General features: G+C 53.9%; 20 protein-coding genes. 7 read left to right on the top strand and 13 right to left on the bottom strand.

What is annotated here, in order from left to right; all coding sequences use genetic code 11:
- The first annotated feature begins 117 nt into the window (after window positions 1–117).
- Both dapB and ACKPCT_RS17745 read left to right on the top strand, forming a co-directional pair.
- The gene (gene dapB, locus ACKPCT_RS17740; RefSeq protein ID WP_319567545.1) at window positions 118–930 is read left to right on the top strand and encodes a 4-hydroxy-tetrahydrodipicolinate reductase; all 813 of its coding nucleotides are present in this window, start codon (window positions 118–120) and stop codon (window positions 928–930) included.
- Between the two features lie 164 nt (window positions 931–1,094).
- Entirely contained in the window at window positions 1,095–1,712 is a 618-nt protein-coding gene (locus ACKPCT_RS17745; protein ID WP_090072367.1) for a 2,3-bisphosphoglycerate-dependent phosphoglycerate mutase, read from the top strand.
- Between the two features lie 87 nt (window positions 1,713–1,799).
- Here ACKPCT_RS17745 and ACKPCT_RS17750 read toward each other — a convergent pair whose 3' ends face one another.
- Window positions 1,800–2,744, bottom strand: coding sequence for a bifunctional helix-turn-helix domain-containing protein/methylated-DNA--[protein]-cysteine S-methyltransferase (locus ACKPCT_RS17750; protein ID WP_319567546.1), 945 nt, complete (start codon window positions 2,742–2,744; stop codon window positions 1,800–1,802).
- A gap of 159 nt (window positions 2,745–2,903) precedes the next feature.
- On the opposite strand from ACKPCT_RS17750, the gene nth reads away from it, so the two are divergent.
- Complete coding sequence (gene nth / locus ACKPCT_RS17755; RefSeq protein WP_407652427.1) at window positions 2,904–3,734, top strand: endonuclease III; 831 nt, start codon at window positions 2,904–2,906, stop codon at window positions 3,732–3,734.
- An 83-nt stretch (window positions 3,735–3,817) separates the two neighbouring features.
- Here nth and ACKPCT_RS17760 read toward each other — a convergent pair whose 3' ends face one another.
- Entirely contained in the window at window positions 3,818–4,516 is a 699-nt protein-coding gene (locus ACKPCT_RS17760) for a sulfate transporter family protein (protein WP_090072682.1), read from the bottom strand.
- A gap of 226 nt (window positions 4,517–4,742) precedes the next feature.
- Between ACKPCT_RS17760 and ACKPCT_RS17765 the strand changes: the two genes are divergently transcribed.
- Window positions 4,743–5,741 carry an adenosine kinase gene (locus tag ACKPCT_RS17765; protein ID WP_319567547.1) on the top strand — a complete coding sequence of 333 codons (999 nt, stop codon included), beginning with the start codon at window positions 4,743–4,745 and terminating at the stop codon, window positions 5,739–5,741.
- A 110-nt stretch (window positions 5,742–5,851) separates the two neighbouring features.
- Here ACKPCT_RS17765 and coaA read toward each other — a convergent pair whose 3' ends face one another.
- The 7 genes from coaA to hisB form a co-directional block, all read right to left on the bottom strand.
- Window positions 5,852–6,805 (bottom strand): type I pantothenate kinase, encoded by a 954-nt coding sequence (gene coaA / locus ACKPCT_RS17770; protein WP_090072362.1) that lies wholly within the window; start codon window positions 6,803–6,805, stop codon window positions 5,852–5,854.
- Window positions 6,806–7,033: 228 nt separating this feature from the next.
- A complete protein-coding gene (locus ACKPCT_RS17775) occupies window positions 7,034–7,357 on the bottom strand; it encodes a phosphoribosyl-ATP diphosphatase (RefSeq protein WP_090072360.1) in 324 nt (107 codons plus the stop codon).
- Between the two features lie 96 nt (window positions 7,358–7,453).
- Window positions 7,454–8,236: an imidazole glycerol phosphate synthase subunit HisF gene (hisF, locus tag ACKPCT_RS17780; RefSeq protein WP_090072358.1), complete on the bottom strand. Its 783-nt coding sequence runs from the start codon at window positions 8,234–8,236 to the stop codon at window positions 7,454–7,456.
- Entirely contained in the window at window positions 8,230–8,982 is a 753-nt protein-coding gene (gene hisA, locus ACKPCT_RS17785) for a 1-(5-phosphoribosyl)-5-[(5-phosphoribosylamino)methylideneamino]imidazole-4-carboxamide isomerase (RefSeq protein WP_090072356.1), read from the bottom strand. The genes hisF and hisA overlap by 7 nt, the downstream gene beginning before the upstream one ends.
- A complete protein-coding gene (gene hisH, locus ACKPCT_RS17790; protein ID WP_090072354.1) occupies window positions 8,983–9,633 on the bottom strand; it encodes an imidazole glycerol phosphate synthase subunit HisH in 651 nt (216 codons plus the stop codon).
- Window positions 9,633–10,172 (bottom strand): DUF2628 domain-containing protein, encoded by a 540-nt coding sequence (locus tag ACKPCT_RS17795; protein ID WP_319567548.1) that lies wholly within the window; start codon window positions 10,170–10,172, stop codon window positions 9,633–9,635. Before ACKPCT_RS17795 ends, hisH begins: the two co-directional genes overlap by 1 nt.
- Before the next feature lie 69 nt (window positions 10,173–10,241).
- Window positions 10,242–10,835 (bottom strand): imidazoleglycerol-phosphate dehydratase HisB, encoded by a 594-nt coding sequence (gene hisB, locus ACKPCT_RS17800; RefSeq protein ID WP_319567549.1) that lies wholly within the window; start codon window positions 10,833–10,835, stop codon window positions 10,242–10,244.
- A 355-nt stretch (window positions 10,836–11,190) separates the two neighbouring features.
- Between hisB and hslV the strand changes: the two genes are divergently transcribed.
- Both hslV and hslU read left to right on the top strand, forming a co-directional pair.
- Window positions 11,191–11,763, top strand: coding sequence for an ATP-dependent protease subunit HslV (hslV, locus tag ACKPCT_RS17805; protein ID WP_090072349.1), 573 nt, complete (start codon window positions 11,191–11,193; stop codon window positions 11,761–11,763).
- Between the two features lie 120 nt (window positions 11,764–11,883).
- Window positions 11,884–13,191, top strand: a complete 1,308-nt coding sequence (gene hslU, locus ACKPCT_RS17810; protein WP_090072347.1) for an ATP-dependent protease ATPase subunit HslU — start codon at window positions 11,884–11,886, stop codon at window positions 13,189–13,191.
- A gap of 110 nt (window positions 13,192–13,301) precedes the next feature.
- On the opposite strand, the gene ACKPCT_RS17815 is transcribed toward hslU, so the two are convergent.
- Genes ACKPCT_RS17815 through ACKPCT_RS17830 form a run of 4 tightly spaced genes read right to left on the bottom strand, consistent with a single transcriptional unit; the run spans window position 13,302 to window position 16,286 of the window.
- A complete protein-coding gene (locus tag ACKPCT_RS17815) occupies window positions 13,302–13,703 on the bottom strand; it encodes a helix-turn-helix domain-containing protein (protein ID WP_090072346.1) in 402 nt (133 codons plus the stop codon).
- Window positions 13,704–13,751: 48 nt separating this feature from the next.
- Window positions 13,752–14,375 (bottom strand): Smr/MutS family protein, encoded by a 624-nt coding sequence (locus tag ACKPCT_RS17820; protein ID WP_319567550.1) that lies wholly within the window; start codon window positions 14,373–14,375, stop codon window positions 13,752–13,754.
- Between the two features lie 12 nt (window positions 14,376–14,387).
- Window positions 14,388–15,503, bottom strand: coding sequence for a murein transglycosylase A (gene mltA, locus ACKPCT_RS17825; RefSeq protein WP_319567551.1), 1,116 nt, complete (start codon window positions 15,501–15,503; stop codon window positions 14,388–14,390).
- A 51-nt stretch (window positions 15,504–15,554) separates the two neighbouring features.
- A complete protein-coding gene (locus tag ACKPCT_RS17830) occupies window positions 15,555–16,286 on the bottom strand; it encodes a Tim44/TimA family putative adaptor protein (RefSeq protein ID WP_319567552.1) in 732 nt (243 codons plus the stop codon).
- 146 nt (window positions 16,287–16,432) lie between these two features.
- Between ACKPCT_RS17830 and ACKPCT_RS17835 the strand changes: the two genes are divergently transcribed.
- Window positions 16,433–17,011, top strand: coding sequence for an FxsA family protein (locus tag ACKPCT_RS17835; RefSeq protein ID WP_319567553.1), 579 nt, complete (start codon window positions 16,433–16,435; stop codon window positions 17,009–17,011).
- The last annotated feature ends 111 nt before the right edge of the window (window positions 17,012–17,122 follow it).

Below are 17,122 nucleotides of genomic sequence, written 5' to 3' on the forward strand. Positions count from 1 at the left end.
GATTTTTGCCCAAACCTAGCCCAAATTCCGCCGCCTGTTTGAAAATCAGTTCTTGCCTTGATGCTCCCTTATGCGTAGAACAAACGTGTTTTTCTTGCAATCGCAAAGGACTGCGTTATGACCGACTTACGGCTTGTTGTAGTAGGTGCACAGGGACGGATGGGCCGTGCGCTCATTACGGCTATTTCCGAACAGCAGGGAGTATGCGTTGCAGGAGCCGTGGAACGGGAAGGCGCCGAATGCATCGGCATGGACGCTGGCACATTGGCAGGCCTTCAGCCTCTTGATATTCCGGTAACCAGCGATCTGGACGCAGCGCTGGACACAGCGGACGGGGTTATTGATTTCACCGCACCACAGGCGAGCCTCGCTTTTGCCCGTATTACGGCTGCCAAGAGCAAGATCCATATTATCGGCACCACCGGTTTCACACCGGAAGAAGAAGCCGAGCTGAAGGGTATCGCTGAAAGCGGTGCCACCATGGTTCGCTCTGGCAATATGAGCCTCGGGGTCAATCTGCTCTCAAAACTGATCGAGCAGGCCACCAAGGCGCTTGACGCTGATTTCGACATTGAAATTCTTGAAATGCATCACAAGCACAAGGTTGACGCGCCTTCCGGCACGGCTCTTCTGCTTGGTGAAGCTGCTGCGCAGGGGCGCGGCATCGATTTGCACGCCAATGCCGTAATGTCTCGCGAAGGCATGACCGGTGCCCGGGAACGGGGTAGCATCGGGTTTGCTACCTTGCGGGGCGGTTCGGTGATTGGCGAGCATAGTGTGATCCTGGCAGGGGAAGGCGAGCGCATCGAGCTCACGCATAAGGCCCAGGATCGCTCCATTTTTGCCCGTGGTGCCGTGAAGGCGGCATCCTGGGCAAAAGACAAACCCGTTGGCTATTACTCCATGATGGATGTTCTGGGACTGAATTGAACAGACACGCCACATGGCGAAGATTTAAACCGCAAAGAGAGCAATTCTCACGCAACAATCCTGTGAGGAATGCTGCAAACCAATGTAACACAGCGCTTTACTGATCGTTCTGCGGCTCAGACCAACAGAAAAGCGCTTCAATTTGCAGTTAAGGAGTGAATCCGATGGAACGGACACTAGTGCTGGCACGTCATGGCCAGAGCGATTGGAATCTGAAAAACCTTTTCACCGGCTGGAAAGACCCCGACCTGACCGAACAGGGCACCGCTGAAGCGATTGCTGCTGGCAAGAAGCTCAACGATATGGGCATGAAATTCGACGTTGCTTTCACTTCCGACCTGCAGCGCGCCCAGAAAACCTGCCAGCATATCCTTGATGGCGTTGGTCAGTCTGACCTGACGACCTACCGCGATCTGGCCCTCAACGAACGCGACTATGGCGATCTGTCTGGCCTCAACAAAGACGACGCTCGCAAGAAATGGGGCGAAGAGCAGGTGCATATCTGGCGCCGTTCTTACGACGTTCCTCCTCCGGGTGGCGAAAGCCTGAAAGACACCGCAGCCCGTACGCTGCCTTACTTCATCACCGACATTCTGCCACAGGTCATGGCTGGCAAGTCTGTTCTTTGTGCAGCACATGGTAACTCCCTGCGCTCCATCGTGATGGTTCTGGACCGCCTGAGCAGAGAAGAAATTCTCGAAGTCAACCTGGGCACCGGTGTTCCTATCATCTACAAATTCAACGCTGACACCACGATTGCTTCCAAGGAAATCCTTGGCTAATCGAAGCGTTATGCTGAATAGTGAAAAGGGTGGCTTTGGCCACCCTTTTTTTGAACAGCGAATATTGATCGCGCGGGGCATTCGCGCCTAAATATCATTGCCGCCCAAATGGCCCTGTTCCCAGCCAAGGATTGCCCGCTTGCGCGTGAGGCCCCAGTGATAGCCGCAAATGGAGCCCCCTTTGCCCACCACACGATGGCAGGGCACGACAAAGGAAATGGGGTTGCGACCAACCGCAGAGCCCACTGCCCGGGCGGCCTTGGGCTTGCCCATATGGCGTGCAATGGTGGAATAGGTCGTCATGTTACCCAAGGGAATCTTGAGCAACATCTCCCAGACCCGCACTTCGAAATCGGTTCCAATCAGGGTGATGCGCAGGGGCTGCTCCTGTTGCCATGCGTGAGGGGTGAAGATATGGGCGGCAAAGGGGCGCGTTGCCTCGTCATCCTGCTGATAGTTGGCCCGCGGCCAACGGCTATACATGTCTGAAAGCGCGGCCTGCTCATCGCCCTTGTCGGCAAAGGCAAGACCTGCCAGACCATGGTCCGTGACCATCACCAGAGCCTTGCCAAAGGGGCTTGGGTGGAAGCCAAACAGAATGGTGAGCCCCTCACCCTTGGCCTTATAGGCGCCCGGCGTAATCGCTTCATGGGTGACAAACAGATCATGCAGGCGTGATGATCCGGACAATCCGACCTCGAAGGAGGCTTCCATTACGGAAGCGGACTGATCCAATATTTTCTTGGCATTATCCAAAGTTACAGCCTGAATGAAGCCCTTGGGTGAAAGCCCTCCTGTCCAGCGGGTAAAAAGCCGCTGCAAGTGATGGGGCGACAGACCGATATGATCAGACAGACGTTCGAGGCTAGGCTGTTCGCGCCAATGATCTGTCAGATACTCGATCGAGCGACGGATGGTGTCATAATCCCGCAAGGCTTCCTGCTTGTCTTCCTTGCTCGTCTGGGCATCGGTCACGATGGGGCAATCCCCGTCCAGTGGCAGATGTATCAGCGGTTTTTGTTTTGGCGTCATGATGTCATCCCGAAATCGCATTCCCAAGGATGCTACTCGGTGCAGGCGGTTTCAACCACCCGAAACTTGCTTTGCACTTGTCTCTTGTCAGCTGACTTGAAGAATCGGATAAAGACAGAAGAAGACGCAAGGGCAGGGAAGTGACTGCCGGAATTGAGCATGAAGGGGACCATTGTGAGCGAGAAAGAAACCGCCGCTTCCAAAGGCAAGCCAAAAACAACCCGAGCAGCAAGCGCGAAAGCAAAAAAGCCCGTGCGTCGGCGCAAATGGAGCAAGATGCCCAAAGAGGATATCGAGGAGCTGTTTGCCCGCTTTTCAAAGCAACGGCCCAATCCGCGCGGTGAATTGGATTATTCCAGTGCCTATACACTGCTGGTGGCTGTGGTTCTCTCCGCCCAGGCCACCGACGTAGGCGTCAATAAGGCCACAGGCCCGCTGTTCGCTGTGGCTGACACGCCCGAGAAGATGGTGGCTCTGGGGCAGGAAGCCGTGGAAAGCTACATCAAGACCATCGGACTTTATCGCAACAAGGCCAAGAATGTCATTCTGCTCAGCCAGAAGCTGATTGATGAATTTGGTGGCGAAGTCCCCGCAGATCGGGATGCGTTGGTCCGTCTTCCCGGCGTTGGTCGCAAGACCGCTAATGTCGTGCTCAATATCTTTTTCGGCCAGCCGACCATTGCCGTCGACACCCACATCTTCCGCCTTTCCAACCGGCTGGAGCTGGCACCGGGCAAGACCGTGGAAGAGGTAGAAATGGCGCTCGAACATGTAATCCCTGAGCCCTATGTGCGTCATTCCCATCACTGGCTCATCCTGCACGGACGTTATGTCTGCAAGGCGCGCAAGCCCGATTGCCAGAAATGTATTGTTGCCGATCTCTGCCGCTACAAGGAAAAGACCTATTCAGTGCCCGCCCCCATTGTGGAGCTGGATTCTTATGAAAATAAGCAAAGCACACCTGATAAAACGGGTGAATTCAGTTCGTAGAGCCTGCATCAGCGCATATAAAAGCCGCCTCTCTAACAAGGCGGCTTTCTCTTTTCATCCATTCTTTTTCAATTCAGGCTGTTTCAGACAACCGGGCTTTCAATGCGTGAGGGTTTCGAGCCAGAGACCCATTTGTGGACATGCACCATGAAAGCGGTCGCAAACAGAGGTGTCAGAAGGTTGAGGAAGGGCACCACAACAAACAGTGAAATCAGCAGGCCAGACAGAAATATCTTGGCCCCGTGACGAGAGCGCAGCTCCTTGACTTGCTCACGAGAGCGAAAGCGCAGGGCTGCCTGCTCGAAATATTCCCTTCCCAGCAAATAGCCGTTGGCAACGAAGAATAGAGGCACCCCGAGCCCGAGAAACGGGATGAGGATCAGCACCAACAGGTTGACGCCAATCACGACCCCGAGGAAGCGGATCGTCTGCACGATGGCATCCATCATCGGCAAGTCCCGACCATGAGCTTCATGGGGATAGTAAGTGCTCTCGACGATATAGCTGACCTCATCAAGATAGAGCCCGGCGACGATGGCCGACACGGGGATAATGAGAAAACCAAGCCCGAAAAACAGCCCAAGGCCCGCCAGAATGCTGGCGCCTGTTTCCGCCCAACCGGGCAGGAAAGATTCCATGCTCAACAGATATTCCAGACCCGCTTGCATGCCTATGCCGACCAGAAGCAGCAAGAGAAGGGTGATGCCCAACATCTTCCAGAGTACCGAGCGGAAGGGTTTGGAGAAAAGCTGATTGAGTGCCAGAATGGCCGGAGACAACATGATTGGGTTCTCTTTAAAAGGGTTTTGTGCAGTTTCCTGCTTCACATAGGCGGGCATAAGCGCTTGTGCAAGGGGAATTCAGCCGATTTGCCGGTTGCCTTGGCGCTTTGTCTTCCTATACTGCGTCCAGCTTTTTACCAATCAGGAATACGCCAGCTTTTTCGGTCGGCACCAGCAGGCCGCACCCCGCTTGTGTAACCGGAAAAGACTATGGCGGGAGTAAGAGATGACTGCACCACGTTTTGATGTTCTGGGGATCGGCAACGCCATCGTTGATGTGCTTGCCCGCGTTGAAGATGACTTTCTGGTCGCCGAAAAACTGCACAAAGGCTCCATGAATCTGATCGATACCGAACGCGCCGAATATCTCTATGCCAAAATGGGTGCCGGTATCGAGTCTTCGGGCGGCAGTGCAGGCAATACGATTTTCGGGCTGACCAGCTTGGGTGGCAAGGCTGCCTATTTCGGCAAGGTAGCCGATGATCAGCTCGGCGAAATCTTTGGCCATGACATGCGCTCGCTGGGTGCGCATTTTGATACCAAGCCTCTGGTAGGCGGCGACCCCACCGCACGCTGTATGGTGCTCATTTCGCCCGATGGCGAGCGCACCATGAACACCTATCTGGGTGCTTGCAGCGAGCTGACCGAGCAGGATATCGACGAACAAGTCGTCCAGGACTCCGGCATCCTCTATATGGAAGGCTATTTGTGGGATAAGGAAAACGCCAAGAATGCCTTCAGGAAGGCAGCCAAGGTTGCCCATGCAGCTGGTCGAAAGGTTTCCATAACCCTGTCAGACAGTTTCTGCGTTGACCGCTTCCGTGAGGAATTCCTCGAGCTGATGCAGACCGGTCAGGTTGATATTGTTTTCGCCAATGAATCCGAAGCCAAGGCACTTTATCAGACGGCAGACCGGGCAACCGCGCTCAATGCGCTGCGCCGCGATACCACGCTGTCGGCCGTCACGCTTGGATCTGAAGGCTCTGTTGCCATTTCTGGCAATCAGACCCACCATGCACCGGCCTGTGCCATTCGCGAGCTGGTGGATACCACAGGAGCCGGCGATCTATATGCCTCGGGCTTCCTTTATGGCCTGTCTCAGGAAATGAGTCTTGAGAAATGTGCCTTGCTGGGGAATTTCTGTGCTTCGGAAGTCATTCAGCATGTCGGCCCAAGGCCGGAACATGACCTGAAACAGGCGGCTGATCAGGCGCGATTGCTTTAAAGCCTTGGGCTGTAATCGCCGCTTTCTAAGCAACTGAAAAGACCAAATTTCCATAAAAAAGGCAGCTCTTCAGGCTGCCTTTTCTTTTATCCATAGCCGAACCCTGCTGCTCAGAGTTTTCTCAGCATGACGGTAGTGATCGCGTGACCATCTTCCTTGCGCAATACAAGATCGGCACGAGGGCGGGTAGGGAAGATATTTTCCCGCAAGTTCACCAGGTTGATCGAGCGCCACAGATCCTTGGCAATCTGGAGCGCGTCTTCTTCCTCAATCAAGGAGTAACGGTGGAAATAAGAACCGGGATCCCGGAAGGCGGTCTCGCGCAAGCGCATGAAGCGATCCAGATACCACTGGTGCAACATGTCTTCATCCGCATCGATATAGACCGAGAAATCGAAAAAGTCGGAGACAAACGGCACATCCTTGGCATCAGTGGGCAGAATGCTGGTCTGCAGCACATTCAGCCCTTCAAGGATCAGGATGTCGGGTTGATCAACGATCTGGGCCTCGGTCGACATCACATCATAATAGAAATGGGAATAAACCGGAGCGCGCACATTGCGTTTGCCCGCCTTGATGTCGGTCAGGAATTCGATCAGGGCCGTGCGGTCATAGCTTTCGGGAAAGCCCTTGCGACGCATCAGGCCTTCGGCTTCCAGCACTGCATTGGGCAGCAAAAAGCCGTCAGTCGTTACCAGATCCACCTTCGGGCTTGCAGGCCAGCGGCTGAGCAGCGTCTGAAGCAGACGCGCTGTGGTCGACTTGCCCACCGAAACCGAACCGGCAATGCCGATGATAAAGGGGGTCTTGGGTTCATTGGTCCCAAGGAAATGCTGTGTCGCGTTGTTCAGGCCCTTGGCAAACTCAACATAATAGCTAAGCAGTCTGGACAGCGGCAGGTAGATTTCCTCGACTTCCTGAAGGGAAATCGGATCATTCAGACTCTTGATTTTCTCAAGGTCGGAACGTGTCAGGGTAAGGGGCGTATCGGCGCGCAATGTCGCCCATTCGTCGCTGGAAAAAACCCTGTATGGGGACAGTTGCCGGTCTACCGTTTGCTTCATTGTAAATCCTCGGAGCCTTTTTGATCGACTGGCTGTCGATTTCGAGTTGCACGCTCCTTTAGCCCGATCCTGCACACGCTCACTGGTGTTTTGCTCCGATACCGGAAAACTGCGCGGGGCAAGCGCGCGCACCCTAGCGAGTGAATCTTGCCAACGGCTTGATCAAGCTCAATCTCTACAGGCTTTTTTGCATCTGCGAACCCGCAAAAAGGCTCATTCCAGTAGACTTTAGTCCGCGGGACGCGATGCTTTCTCCTCAAGACCCGTTTGGCCGGTGCGGCTCGCCAATTCATCCATAACATCAGAAAGTGGCACATTGGAGATCTTCAGCACCACCAGGAGATGGTAGAGCAGGTCAGCTGTCTCTGAGGTCAGTTCCTGTTTGTCTCCCTCAACGGCGGCGATCACGGCTTCCACGGCTTCCTCACCCATCTTCTGGGCGCATTTGCCAACGCCCTTGCCGATCAGCTTGCGGGTGTAGGATTTCTTGTCTTCCGATCCGGCGCGCTTGTCGATGATGGCTTCAAGATCAGTGAGCGAGAATTGTGTCACGGGGTATGTCCCTTTCCTGCAAAGGAAAGCTCGCCTCTCGGGGAGGTAAGCCTTTTTATTAGTTTCCGGGCATCAGACCCGGATTGATAGCCGGGCCTATTTGTTGAGGTCCATCCGCATGGGAATGCCTGCCTTGACCATATAGTCCTTGGCTTCCTGAATGGAATATTCGCCAAAATGGAAAATGGAGGCGGCTAGAACAGCCGTGGCATGGCCATCGCGCACGCCTTCAACCAGGTGATCAAGTGTGCCGACACCGCCAGACGCAATCACCGGAACTGTCAGCATATCCGCAATCTTGCGGGTCAGATCGATATCAAAACCAATCTTGGTACCATCCCGATCCATAGACGTGAGCAGGATTTCGCCAGCCCCAAGATCAACCACTTCTTGCGCATATTCAATGGCATCGATACCGGTTGGCGTACGGCCACCATGGGTGAAGATCTCCCATTTAAGGGGCTCACCTTCCTTGGAGACGCGCTTGGCATCCACGGAGGCCACAATGCACTGGGCCCCGAATTTCTCCGAGGCTTCCTTGATGAATTCACGACGCAGCACCGCAGCGGTGTTGATTGACACCTTGTCCGCACCTGCCTTTAACAGATCACGGATATTGTCCGTCGTGCGGATGCCGCCACCGACGGTCACCGGCATGAAGCATTCTTCGGCAGTGCGGCGGACCACATCAAGAATGGTGCCGCGATTTTCGTGACTGGCGGTGATATCGAGGAAGCAAAGCTCATCAGCACCGGCAGCATCATAGGCCTTGGCGCTTTCCACCGGATCGCCTGCATCCTTCAGATCAACGAAATTGACGCCCTTGACGACACGGCCGTCCTTGACATCAAGGCAGGGGATGACACGGGCTTTCAGCATTCTTTCTCTCCAGCGGCTTTGGCAGCGGCAATAAGGCCAAGGGCCTCGTTCGGATCAAGGCGTCCATCATACAGGGCGCGGCCTGTGATCGCGCCTTCCAGAATGGCGCAATCAGGCTGCAACAGGCGTTTAACATCTTCGATGGATGCCAGACCGCCCGATGCGATAACCGGGATGGAGGTTGCATTGGCCAATTCCAGCGTCGATGGGATGTTGAGCCCTTTCAGGATGCCATCGCGATCAATATCGGTATAGATAATGGCGGCAACACCAGCATCCTCGAACTGTTTGGCCAGATCAACCGTGGTCAGCTCGGAGGTTTCGGCCCAGCCTTCAACAGCAACCTTGCCACCCTTGGCATCAATCCCCACGGCGATACGCCCCGGAAATGCCTTGCAGGCCTCTTTGACCAACTGCGGGTCACGCACGGCAACGGTACCCAGAATCACCCTTGTGATGCCTTTTTCAAGCCAATGCTCGATACCCTTCAAGTCGCGAATGCCGCCCCCCAACTGTACCGGGTTGGTGGTATTTTTGAGGATGCTGTCAACGGCTGCGGTGTTTTCCGACTTGCCAGCAAAGGCGCCGTTCAGATCCACCACATGAAGCCATTCAAAGCCTTGGTCCTGAAACTGGCGTGCCTGATCGCCCGGATCATTGTTGAAAACCGTGGCCTGATCCATATCGCCCAGTTTGAGACGTACGCACTGACCATCCTTCAGATCGATAGCGGGAAAAATGATCATTTACGGCCTCCATTTGAGGAAGTTGGAAATCAGGGAAAGGCCGAGTTTCTGGCTCTTTTCCGGGTGGAACTGGGTTCCGATGATATTGTCGCGCCCAACGCAGGCGGTAACCGTTTCGGCATAATCGGCGGTGGCCAGAACATGCGCGGGATTGGCTGCCTTCAGGTGATAGGAATGCACGAAATAGGCATGCAAGCCATCAGGACCGGTGGGAATGCCCGCCCAGACGGGATGGTCTTTCACCAGTTCCACGGTGTTCCAGCCCATATGCGGAATCTTGAGGCTCGGATCGGCAGGCTCCAGCGACACCACATCGCCCGGAATCCAACCCAACCCTTCAGTGATTTGATATTCCAGCCCGCGGCTGGCCAAGAGCTGCAACCCCACGCAAATGCCAAGGAAGGGCTTTCCCCCCTTGATCACCGCTTCGTTGAGCGCTTCGACCATGCCATCAACCGCATCAAGCCCCGCCCGACAATCGGCATAGGCGCCAACGCCAGGCAACACGATATGACCCGCTGTGCGCACATCTTCGGGATGCGATGTCACCAGCACCTCAGCCTGAAAGCCGCTCTCTCTGGCAGCTCGCTCAAATGCCTTGGCTGCCGAGCATAGATTGCCCGAGCCGTAGTCAATGATTGCTATGCGCATTATTTCGTCTCCTGGGAAGAATTGGGCGTCGGAAACAGGCCAAGAACCGGACCATTTGCTTTCCTGCCGGTCGGTTCAGCCGTTGCAAAACGCTTCAATCCCTTGTCATTCATCGACCGCGATGCTTGCGTAAAGGTCGGGGTCTCTTTTTTGTCGGCGCTGTCTGCGGCTTGAAGGCGGAAGGCAATATAGCGCTGCTCGCAATGCTCTTTGTCTTCCGCATAAAGGGTCACGACTTCCTGATACCCCCTTCTCTCAAGCTGCCAGCCAATCAGATTGGGTGCCTCAACGCTGATCCATACGCTGATAATCAGGCTGATCAGCATCTCGGACCATAAGGGCAGTGTGTCATAAAGCGACCAGAGGGGAATCATGAACAGGCAATAGCCAAGCAGAACCCACCATAAACGCTTGAACAGCATCCACAGCACGGGCAGGAAAAAAGCCAGCGCTGAGTAATGGTTCTTCAGAATAACCGCGCTTTCCACTGTCTGATCGAGGGAAAACCCCGGTTTTTCATAGATCGTATAGGAAGCCATAACCTTGCCTATGTGAGAGGGCCTGCCTTGCAGGACATATCCGAACAGATCACCTCAGACCCGCAGGATTTATCCATTCAATGTTCCCTTGGTTGAAGGAACCCGATCGGCCTGACGTGGATCCACTTCCACTGCCATGCGCAACACCCGCGCAACCGCCTTGAAGCAGCTTTCCGCAATATGATGATTGTTGGTGCCGTAAAGATTGGCGATATGCAGCGTAATACCGGCATTCTGGGCAAAGGCATGAAAGAATTCTTCAAACAGCTCAGTGTCGAAATCGCCCACCTTGTCTCGGGTGAAGGTCACATCCCAGACAAAGAAGGGGCGGCCAGACACATCCACCGCAGCGCGGGTCATCACTTCATCCATCGGCAGATGAACGTCCGCATAGCGTGCAATGCCCTTTTTGTCACCGAGCGCCTGTTTGAAGGCCTGCCCGAGGGCGATGCCGATATCTTCTGCCGTATGATGGACGTCAATATGCAGATCGCCTTTGGCCTTGATTTCCATATCAATCAGGGAATGGCGCGACAATTGATCGATCATATGGTCCAGAAAGCCGACACCTGTATCAATGCTGTAAGAGCCTGTTCCATCCAGATTGATGGAAAGGGAGATGTCGGTTTCGTTGGTTTTACGAGTGATCGATGCTGTGCGCATGAAGGCATTCCTTCGTTTGGTTCATTCCAGCGTTATTGAAGAGGCCACCGTTTTGTAAAGGCCATCGATATGTATCAGGGCGCAGTTGACAAATCCATAGCGCGTAGCGTCCAAAATGCAACTGAGAAGGGGCGATATTTGTGGTTTTAATCCCTTTGTTGACGGAATACCAACGAAAGCTGCCCTAAATGGCACAAATGAACGCAAAGGCCTTGCATTCGGCTTTCAATCAAAGCGAGATTGAAAATCGCAGTGTGATGCTTACATCTGATTAGACACATGCGGCTCAAGCAAGCTTGATCCGCCTACCCACACGGCCCGGAGCAAACGGGCAAGATGATGGATTAATTCATTCATGACAGAACAGTCTTCTAACAATTCGGCTTTCCCCGGCTGGCGCGGAACCACCATCCTCACCGTTCGCAAGGGCGGCAAGGTTGTTGTCGCAGGCGACGGACAGGTGAGCCTTGGACAGACCGTGATCAAGGGCAATGCGCGCAAGGTACGCCCTTTGGGCAAAGGCAATGTGATTTCGGGCTTCGCAGGAGCCACCGCAGATGCCTTCACGCTGTTCGAGCGCCTCGAAGGAAAGCTTGAACAATATCCCGATCAATTGACCCGTGCCTGCGTGGACATGGCCAAGGATTGGCGCACCGACCGTTATCTGCGTCGTCTGGAAGCCATGATGATCGTGGCCGACAAGGATGTTTCCCTTGTGCTCACCGGTACCGGTGATGTTCTTGAGCCGGAAAACGGGGTTACGGCCATCGGGTCGGGCGGCAACTATGCCCTCGCCGCTGCTCGGGCTCTTATGGATACCGATATGGATGCCGAGGCAATCGCCCGCAAGGCAATGGCCATCGCGGCTGAAATCTGCATCTACACCAATGACAATCTGACCGTCGAAATACTGGATGCCAGCCAATAAGGCATCTCTCTTGCCCATGGGCTGGTGTGACTATCAGGGCCTTTGCCCTTAATGTCCATTCCAGCCTCGGCAAGACCATCAGGATCTGACATCAGTCAGAAGCCTTCAGGAGATACAAGTATGACCAATTTTTCCCCTCGCGAAATTGTTTCCGAGCTGGATCGCTTCATCGTAGGGCAGAAAGACGCCAAGCGGGCCGTGGCGATTGCACTTCGGAACCGCTGGCGGCGGCAACAATTGGATGACGACCTCAGAGAAGAGGTCCTGCCGAAAAATATCCTCATGATCGGGCCGACCGGTGTCGGCAAGACAGAAATTTCCCGTCGTCTGGCCAAGCTGGCTAATGCGCCTTTCATCAAGATCGAGGCGACCAAGTTCACCGAGGTTGGCTATGTCGGCCGCGACGTGGACCAGATCGTGCGTGACCTCATTGAAAGCGGTATTGCGCTGACGCGGGAAAAGAGACGCAAGGATGTGCAGGCCAAGGCTCACGGTGCGGCTGAAGAGCGCGTGCTGGATGCTCTGGTTGGTCCGGGCGCCGGTTCTGCCACGAGAGACAGTTTCCGCAAGAAGCTGCGCGATGGGCTGCTGGATGAAAAGGAAATCGAGATCGAGGTGAAAGATACCTCTTCGCCGATGTCCTCCTTCGAGATTCCCGGCATGCCGGGAGGCTCTATGGGTGTGATGAACCTGTCCGACATGTTTGGCAAAGCCTTCGGCGGACGCACCAAGCAGCGCAAGATTCATGTGAAAGACTCCTACGAGCTGTTGATCACTGAAGAATCCGACAAGCTTCTGGATGAGGATAAAATCATTTCGGAAGCGGTATCATTGGTAGAAAATAGCGGTATTGTTTTTCTTGATGAGATCGACAAGATCTGCGCACGAGAAGGCAAGGGGGGCGCTGATGTCTCCCGTGAAGGCGTGCAGCGCGATTTGCTGCCGCTGATCGAGGGTACGACGGTTACCACCAAATATGGTCCGGTGAAAACCGATCATATCCTCTTCATCGCTTCAGGGGCCTTCCATGTGTCCAAACCATCGGATTTGCTGCCGGAGCTTCAAGGCCGCTTGCCGATCCGGGTTGAGCTGCGGGCGCTGACAAGAGAAGACTTCAAGGCCATTCTCATCGACACGGAAGCCAATTTGCCCAAGCAATATTCGGCATTGATGGCCACCGAAGAAGTGACCCTTACCTTTAGTGATGATGCCATCGACACCATTGCCGATATTGCCGTAGAGCTGAACAGCACCGTGGAAAATATCGGGGCGCGTCGCTTGCAGACCGTGATGGAAAAGATCCTCGAAGACATCTCATTCGAAGCTCCGGATCGCGGTGGCGATACCATCGAAATCACCGGCGACTTCGTACGCAATAATGTGGGTGAACTGGCCAAGAATACCGACCTCAGCCGCTATATCCTGTAGTTGGCTTCTCACTTCATTGAAGCACCCAATAAAAAGGGCATTCCGCACCTCGGAATGCCCTTTTTCATGTCGTCTCTTGATGCCGTCCAGACCATAATTATTTCTTATGGTCAGGTTTGATCCCTGAAATCGGGTGTTCCCATGCCGCGCCCGCGCGATGAGGCAGACCGGACCTGCAGGATCAACGCCTCGAGGCTTTCTTTTGAAATCTGGTCGATACGATCTGCCAGCAGGTTGGCAAGCTCGGTGGCGCGAGGATCAAGGCCGGCGGTGCGGATGGTTGGATTCGGATCCGAAATTTCTGCCAGCCGCTGCAATTCTTCGGCTTCATCCCAAATCACGTTGAAATAGGCGATGATGCGCTGGATGAGGAACCAGGTGGGTTTGCCCCTTTTGCCATGCTCAAGAGCCGACAAATAAGCGCTTGAAACATCCAGCCGATCTGCCATTTCCTTAAGCGTCAGCTTGCGTTCTTTACGCATACGCCGCAATTTTGCACCAAAGGGAGTCATGGTTCAGATCCTTGTATCTGACAGAATAAGAAAAACTTGGGGCTCTATTTAGCGGATTTTGTTACGCCGTCTCAATCTTATATGCAAGGCACCCGCCCCGCCAAGAGAGGGATGGGCCTCTTCAAACCCGACGATAATGCTTCGGATATCGGGTTCGGATAGCCATTTGGGAACGACCCGTCGCAACACGCCTTTTTCCTGGCCAATGGCGTAGGTTTCCCTCTCGCCCCGGCTGCCCTTGCCGGTGATGACAAGCACATGCTTGTGATTCTGCTGATGAGCGCTCTTGAGGAAGCCGAACAAAGCTGTGTGAGCTTCGCGCTGGGTCATACCATGTAGATCTAACCGTGCATCAATGGCCATTTGGCCACGCACAATGCGCTTCTTTTCTTTCCGGTCAATCCCCGCAAGAGGCAAAATCGTTTTGGATTTCGAGGTTGCCTTGCCGCGTATACCGGCTTCCTTGAGGGCATTCAATTCCGCATCACTGGCCCTGCGCTGCACCGGATGGGTCGCATCAGGCTGATTGCCGGGGCCCATCAGGCTTTGTGTATCAATTGTCTCGATCAGCGCCTTCAGCTCTGCAGAGCGGCCTTCAAGCGGCTCTACCGTTTTGGCAACTTTCTGCCAGAGCTTGATATCCTTGCGACTGAGGGGAGGTTTACGGGCCATTGATTCCTCCTCTCATTCATCAACTGCCAACTTTGGCCGGTTAGGCATCAGGCAGATAAAGGTTGTCTCTTGCTGAAGCTTTCCGGCGCATGCGCCCGCTTCGGTTCCGGTGCCGACAAACAGATCGCCGCGGGCCGCGCCCTTGATTGCAGACCCGGTATCATGGGCAAATACCATTTGCTTGAAGGGTTTATCCTCTCCGCTCGCGTCAGGCAAGGTCGTTTGCAGCCAAAAAGGCAATCCGAATGTGTGCAAATGCCGATCAACCGCCATGCTACGCATGGGCACAAGAGGCACTCTGGCTGCCGCACGGGGGCCGAAGGCTTGTGCTCCGTCTGCTTCATCATTGATCGCTTTAAAATAGATGTAGGATGGATTTTCACCCAGAAAGTGATGGCCATCGGTACCACGTGCCCTGACATAATCGATCAATCCATCCATCGTGATCGTCTCAGCGGTAAAGACCCCCTTTTCGATCAACAGCTTGCCCAAAGAGCGATAGGGATGGCCGGATTTGCCATCAAAAGCGATACGCATGCGCCGTCCACCGCCCAGATCGATGGTCGCCGAGCCCTGAATATGGATGATATAGGCTTCGAAGGGATCTTTCAGCCAAACCAGTTCCAGATGCTTGTCATCAAGAGCTCCGGCCATGACCTCGGCACGACTGTGATGGAACTGATAGCCATCAACGCCTTTGCGCGCAAAACTGGTCTCTGCAGTGAACCCGGCTTTTAAGGCCTGATCCTCAGAAAGAGCCACCAGATCATCGGGTCTTTTATGCAGGGGAAAGCAGAAGCATTTATCCGGCTCAAGGCGCCCTTCAAACACCGGCTCGAAATAGCCGGTCAACAGACCCGGTCCAACGATTGCCTCGGGATGAAAGTGTGTTTCAAAAAAACGGCGGGCTTGTGTGTTGTCTAGAGCCTGATCAACGGTTTCAGCAAAAAGGAGCGCCTGCTCGCAGACAGCCAGAAGGTCTTCGGCCCGTGCGCTGCCAGCTCTTGAGGTTGGCGGGCTTTTCAATAGATAACGGACAGCATGACAAAAGGCGGCAAAAGCCGCCTTGTGATCATGGTCTCGCCATCCGGCAAGGTCTGAAAAAGAGATGTTTTCGGGCCCTGCCATTGCGCGTTGCTCCTTTGGATCTTCCCGTATCAACTGCCAGAAAATCCGGATTTATTGGGCCGATTCGGTACCGATCAGTTTCCAGTTCGGGTTGCGGCTGGTGACATCGCGGCTGAAGGTCCAGATATCTGTAACATCTTCCACTGCATTCGGATCCCCCTCAATCACATGCCCAATCTCGTCCTTGGTGCAGGAGGTGATGGAGGAGACAAACCGCACTGTGATCTGCGCTTCATTGCCAGCCACTTCGGCTTCTACGATGGAAGACTTGTTGATGCCGATAAAGGTGAAATCAACGCGCAGCTTGTTGGCCTCTCGATCATCCAAAGCAGCGGAGAAACCCGCAAACACATCGGCGGCCAAAAGCTGCTTGAGGGTTTTCCGATCGCCTTGTGCATAAGCTGTGACAATCATCTCATAAGCTGCACGGGCACCCGAGAGGAAGGTATCTGGATCAAAATTGCGATCCATTGCCATCAGCTGGGAAAGTGCCGCGTTAAGCGAAGAGCCTTCAGGCGCAATCTTCTCGATCCGCTTGCTCTTCTCTTCAGTGGATTCTCGTTCGTTGTCCACACGCTCAGGCAAGGCAATTACATTGTCGCCGACATCATCAGCATGCGGTGCCTTTTTCTCTTCGCTGCTTTCATGGTCTGAAAAAGGATCAAAAGGATCGGCTTCGTTGCCTGTTCTCGTGCCTAAAACATCCTTTAATCGCCAAAACAAGACGACAGCGATAATGAGGAAAACGACTGAAGTTAAATCGAAACCGAGGAATTGGGACATATAGCTCGCCTTGACCAAGTTGATTTTTGCAAAAAAGCACTGAAACTTTCACTTTTCTTTCTATATTTAGGGGAGGGCTCCTTGCAAATCCATAATGGATAACGAAAGGAGCATAAAAAACACAGACTTTTGAGGAGAACGCTTAAGTGACGCACAAATCGCTCTTTCCATTCCTTCCCTTTCTGCTGCTGGCAGTGCCGATCTTGGAAATTGGCGTGTTCATCATTGTGGGTGGACAAATTGGCGTTCTCAACACCCTGCTTGGCATTTTGCTCACCGCGGTGATTGGCACCATTCTATTGCGGCATCAAGGCTTTGCTCTGGTCGGACAGGCCCAGCAGCAGATGAATCAGGGCAAGATTCCCGGCAAGGAAATGGCCCACGGGGTCATGTTGCTGGCAGCAGGCCTGTTATTGCTTACACCGGGCTTTGTAACAGACACCATCGGCTTCTTGCTTCTGGTTCCCGGCATCCGCGATGGTATATTCCACTTTTTCAAATCCCGCGTCACGATCGCTAGCATGCAGGGGCAGTCCTTCGGTAACGGCTCCACCTATTATGAAAGCTATAGCTACCAAAGTTATGACGCGCCGAACAGAGAAAACAATACTCGCCCGGATAATGATGACATCATTGATCTGGATGAGGATCAGTTCGGGGAAGTAAAAGACCGCGATGCCATTGAAAGCAAAAAAGACGGCAACTCACCCTGGAATAAAAACTAGGGTCACTGGCTGTTGCGCGCCCGAATAAATGACGATCTCATGAAATTGCTTCACATATTTTGGGCAAAGCTGGTAAATGGATTGGCTAATCTGGCCTTTACCTTGTTTCAA

It is taken from the genome of Cohaesibacter marisflavi (assembly GCF_963665895.2).
GTDB lineage: Bacteria > Pseudomonadota > Alphaproteobacteria > Rhizobiales > Cohaesibacteraceae > Cohaesibacter > Cohaesibacter marisflavi.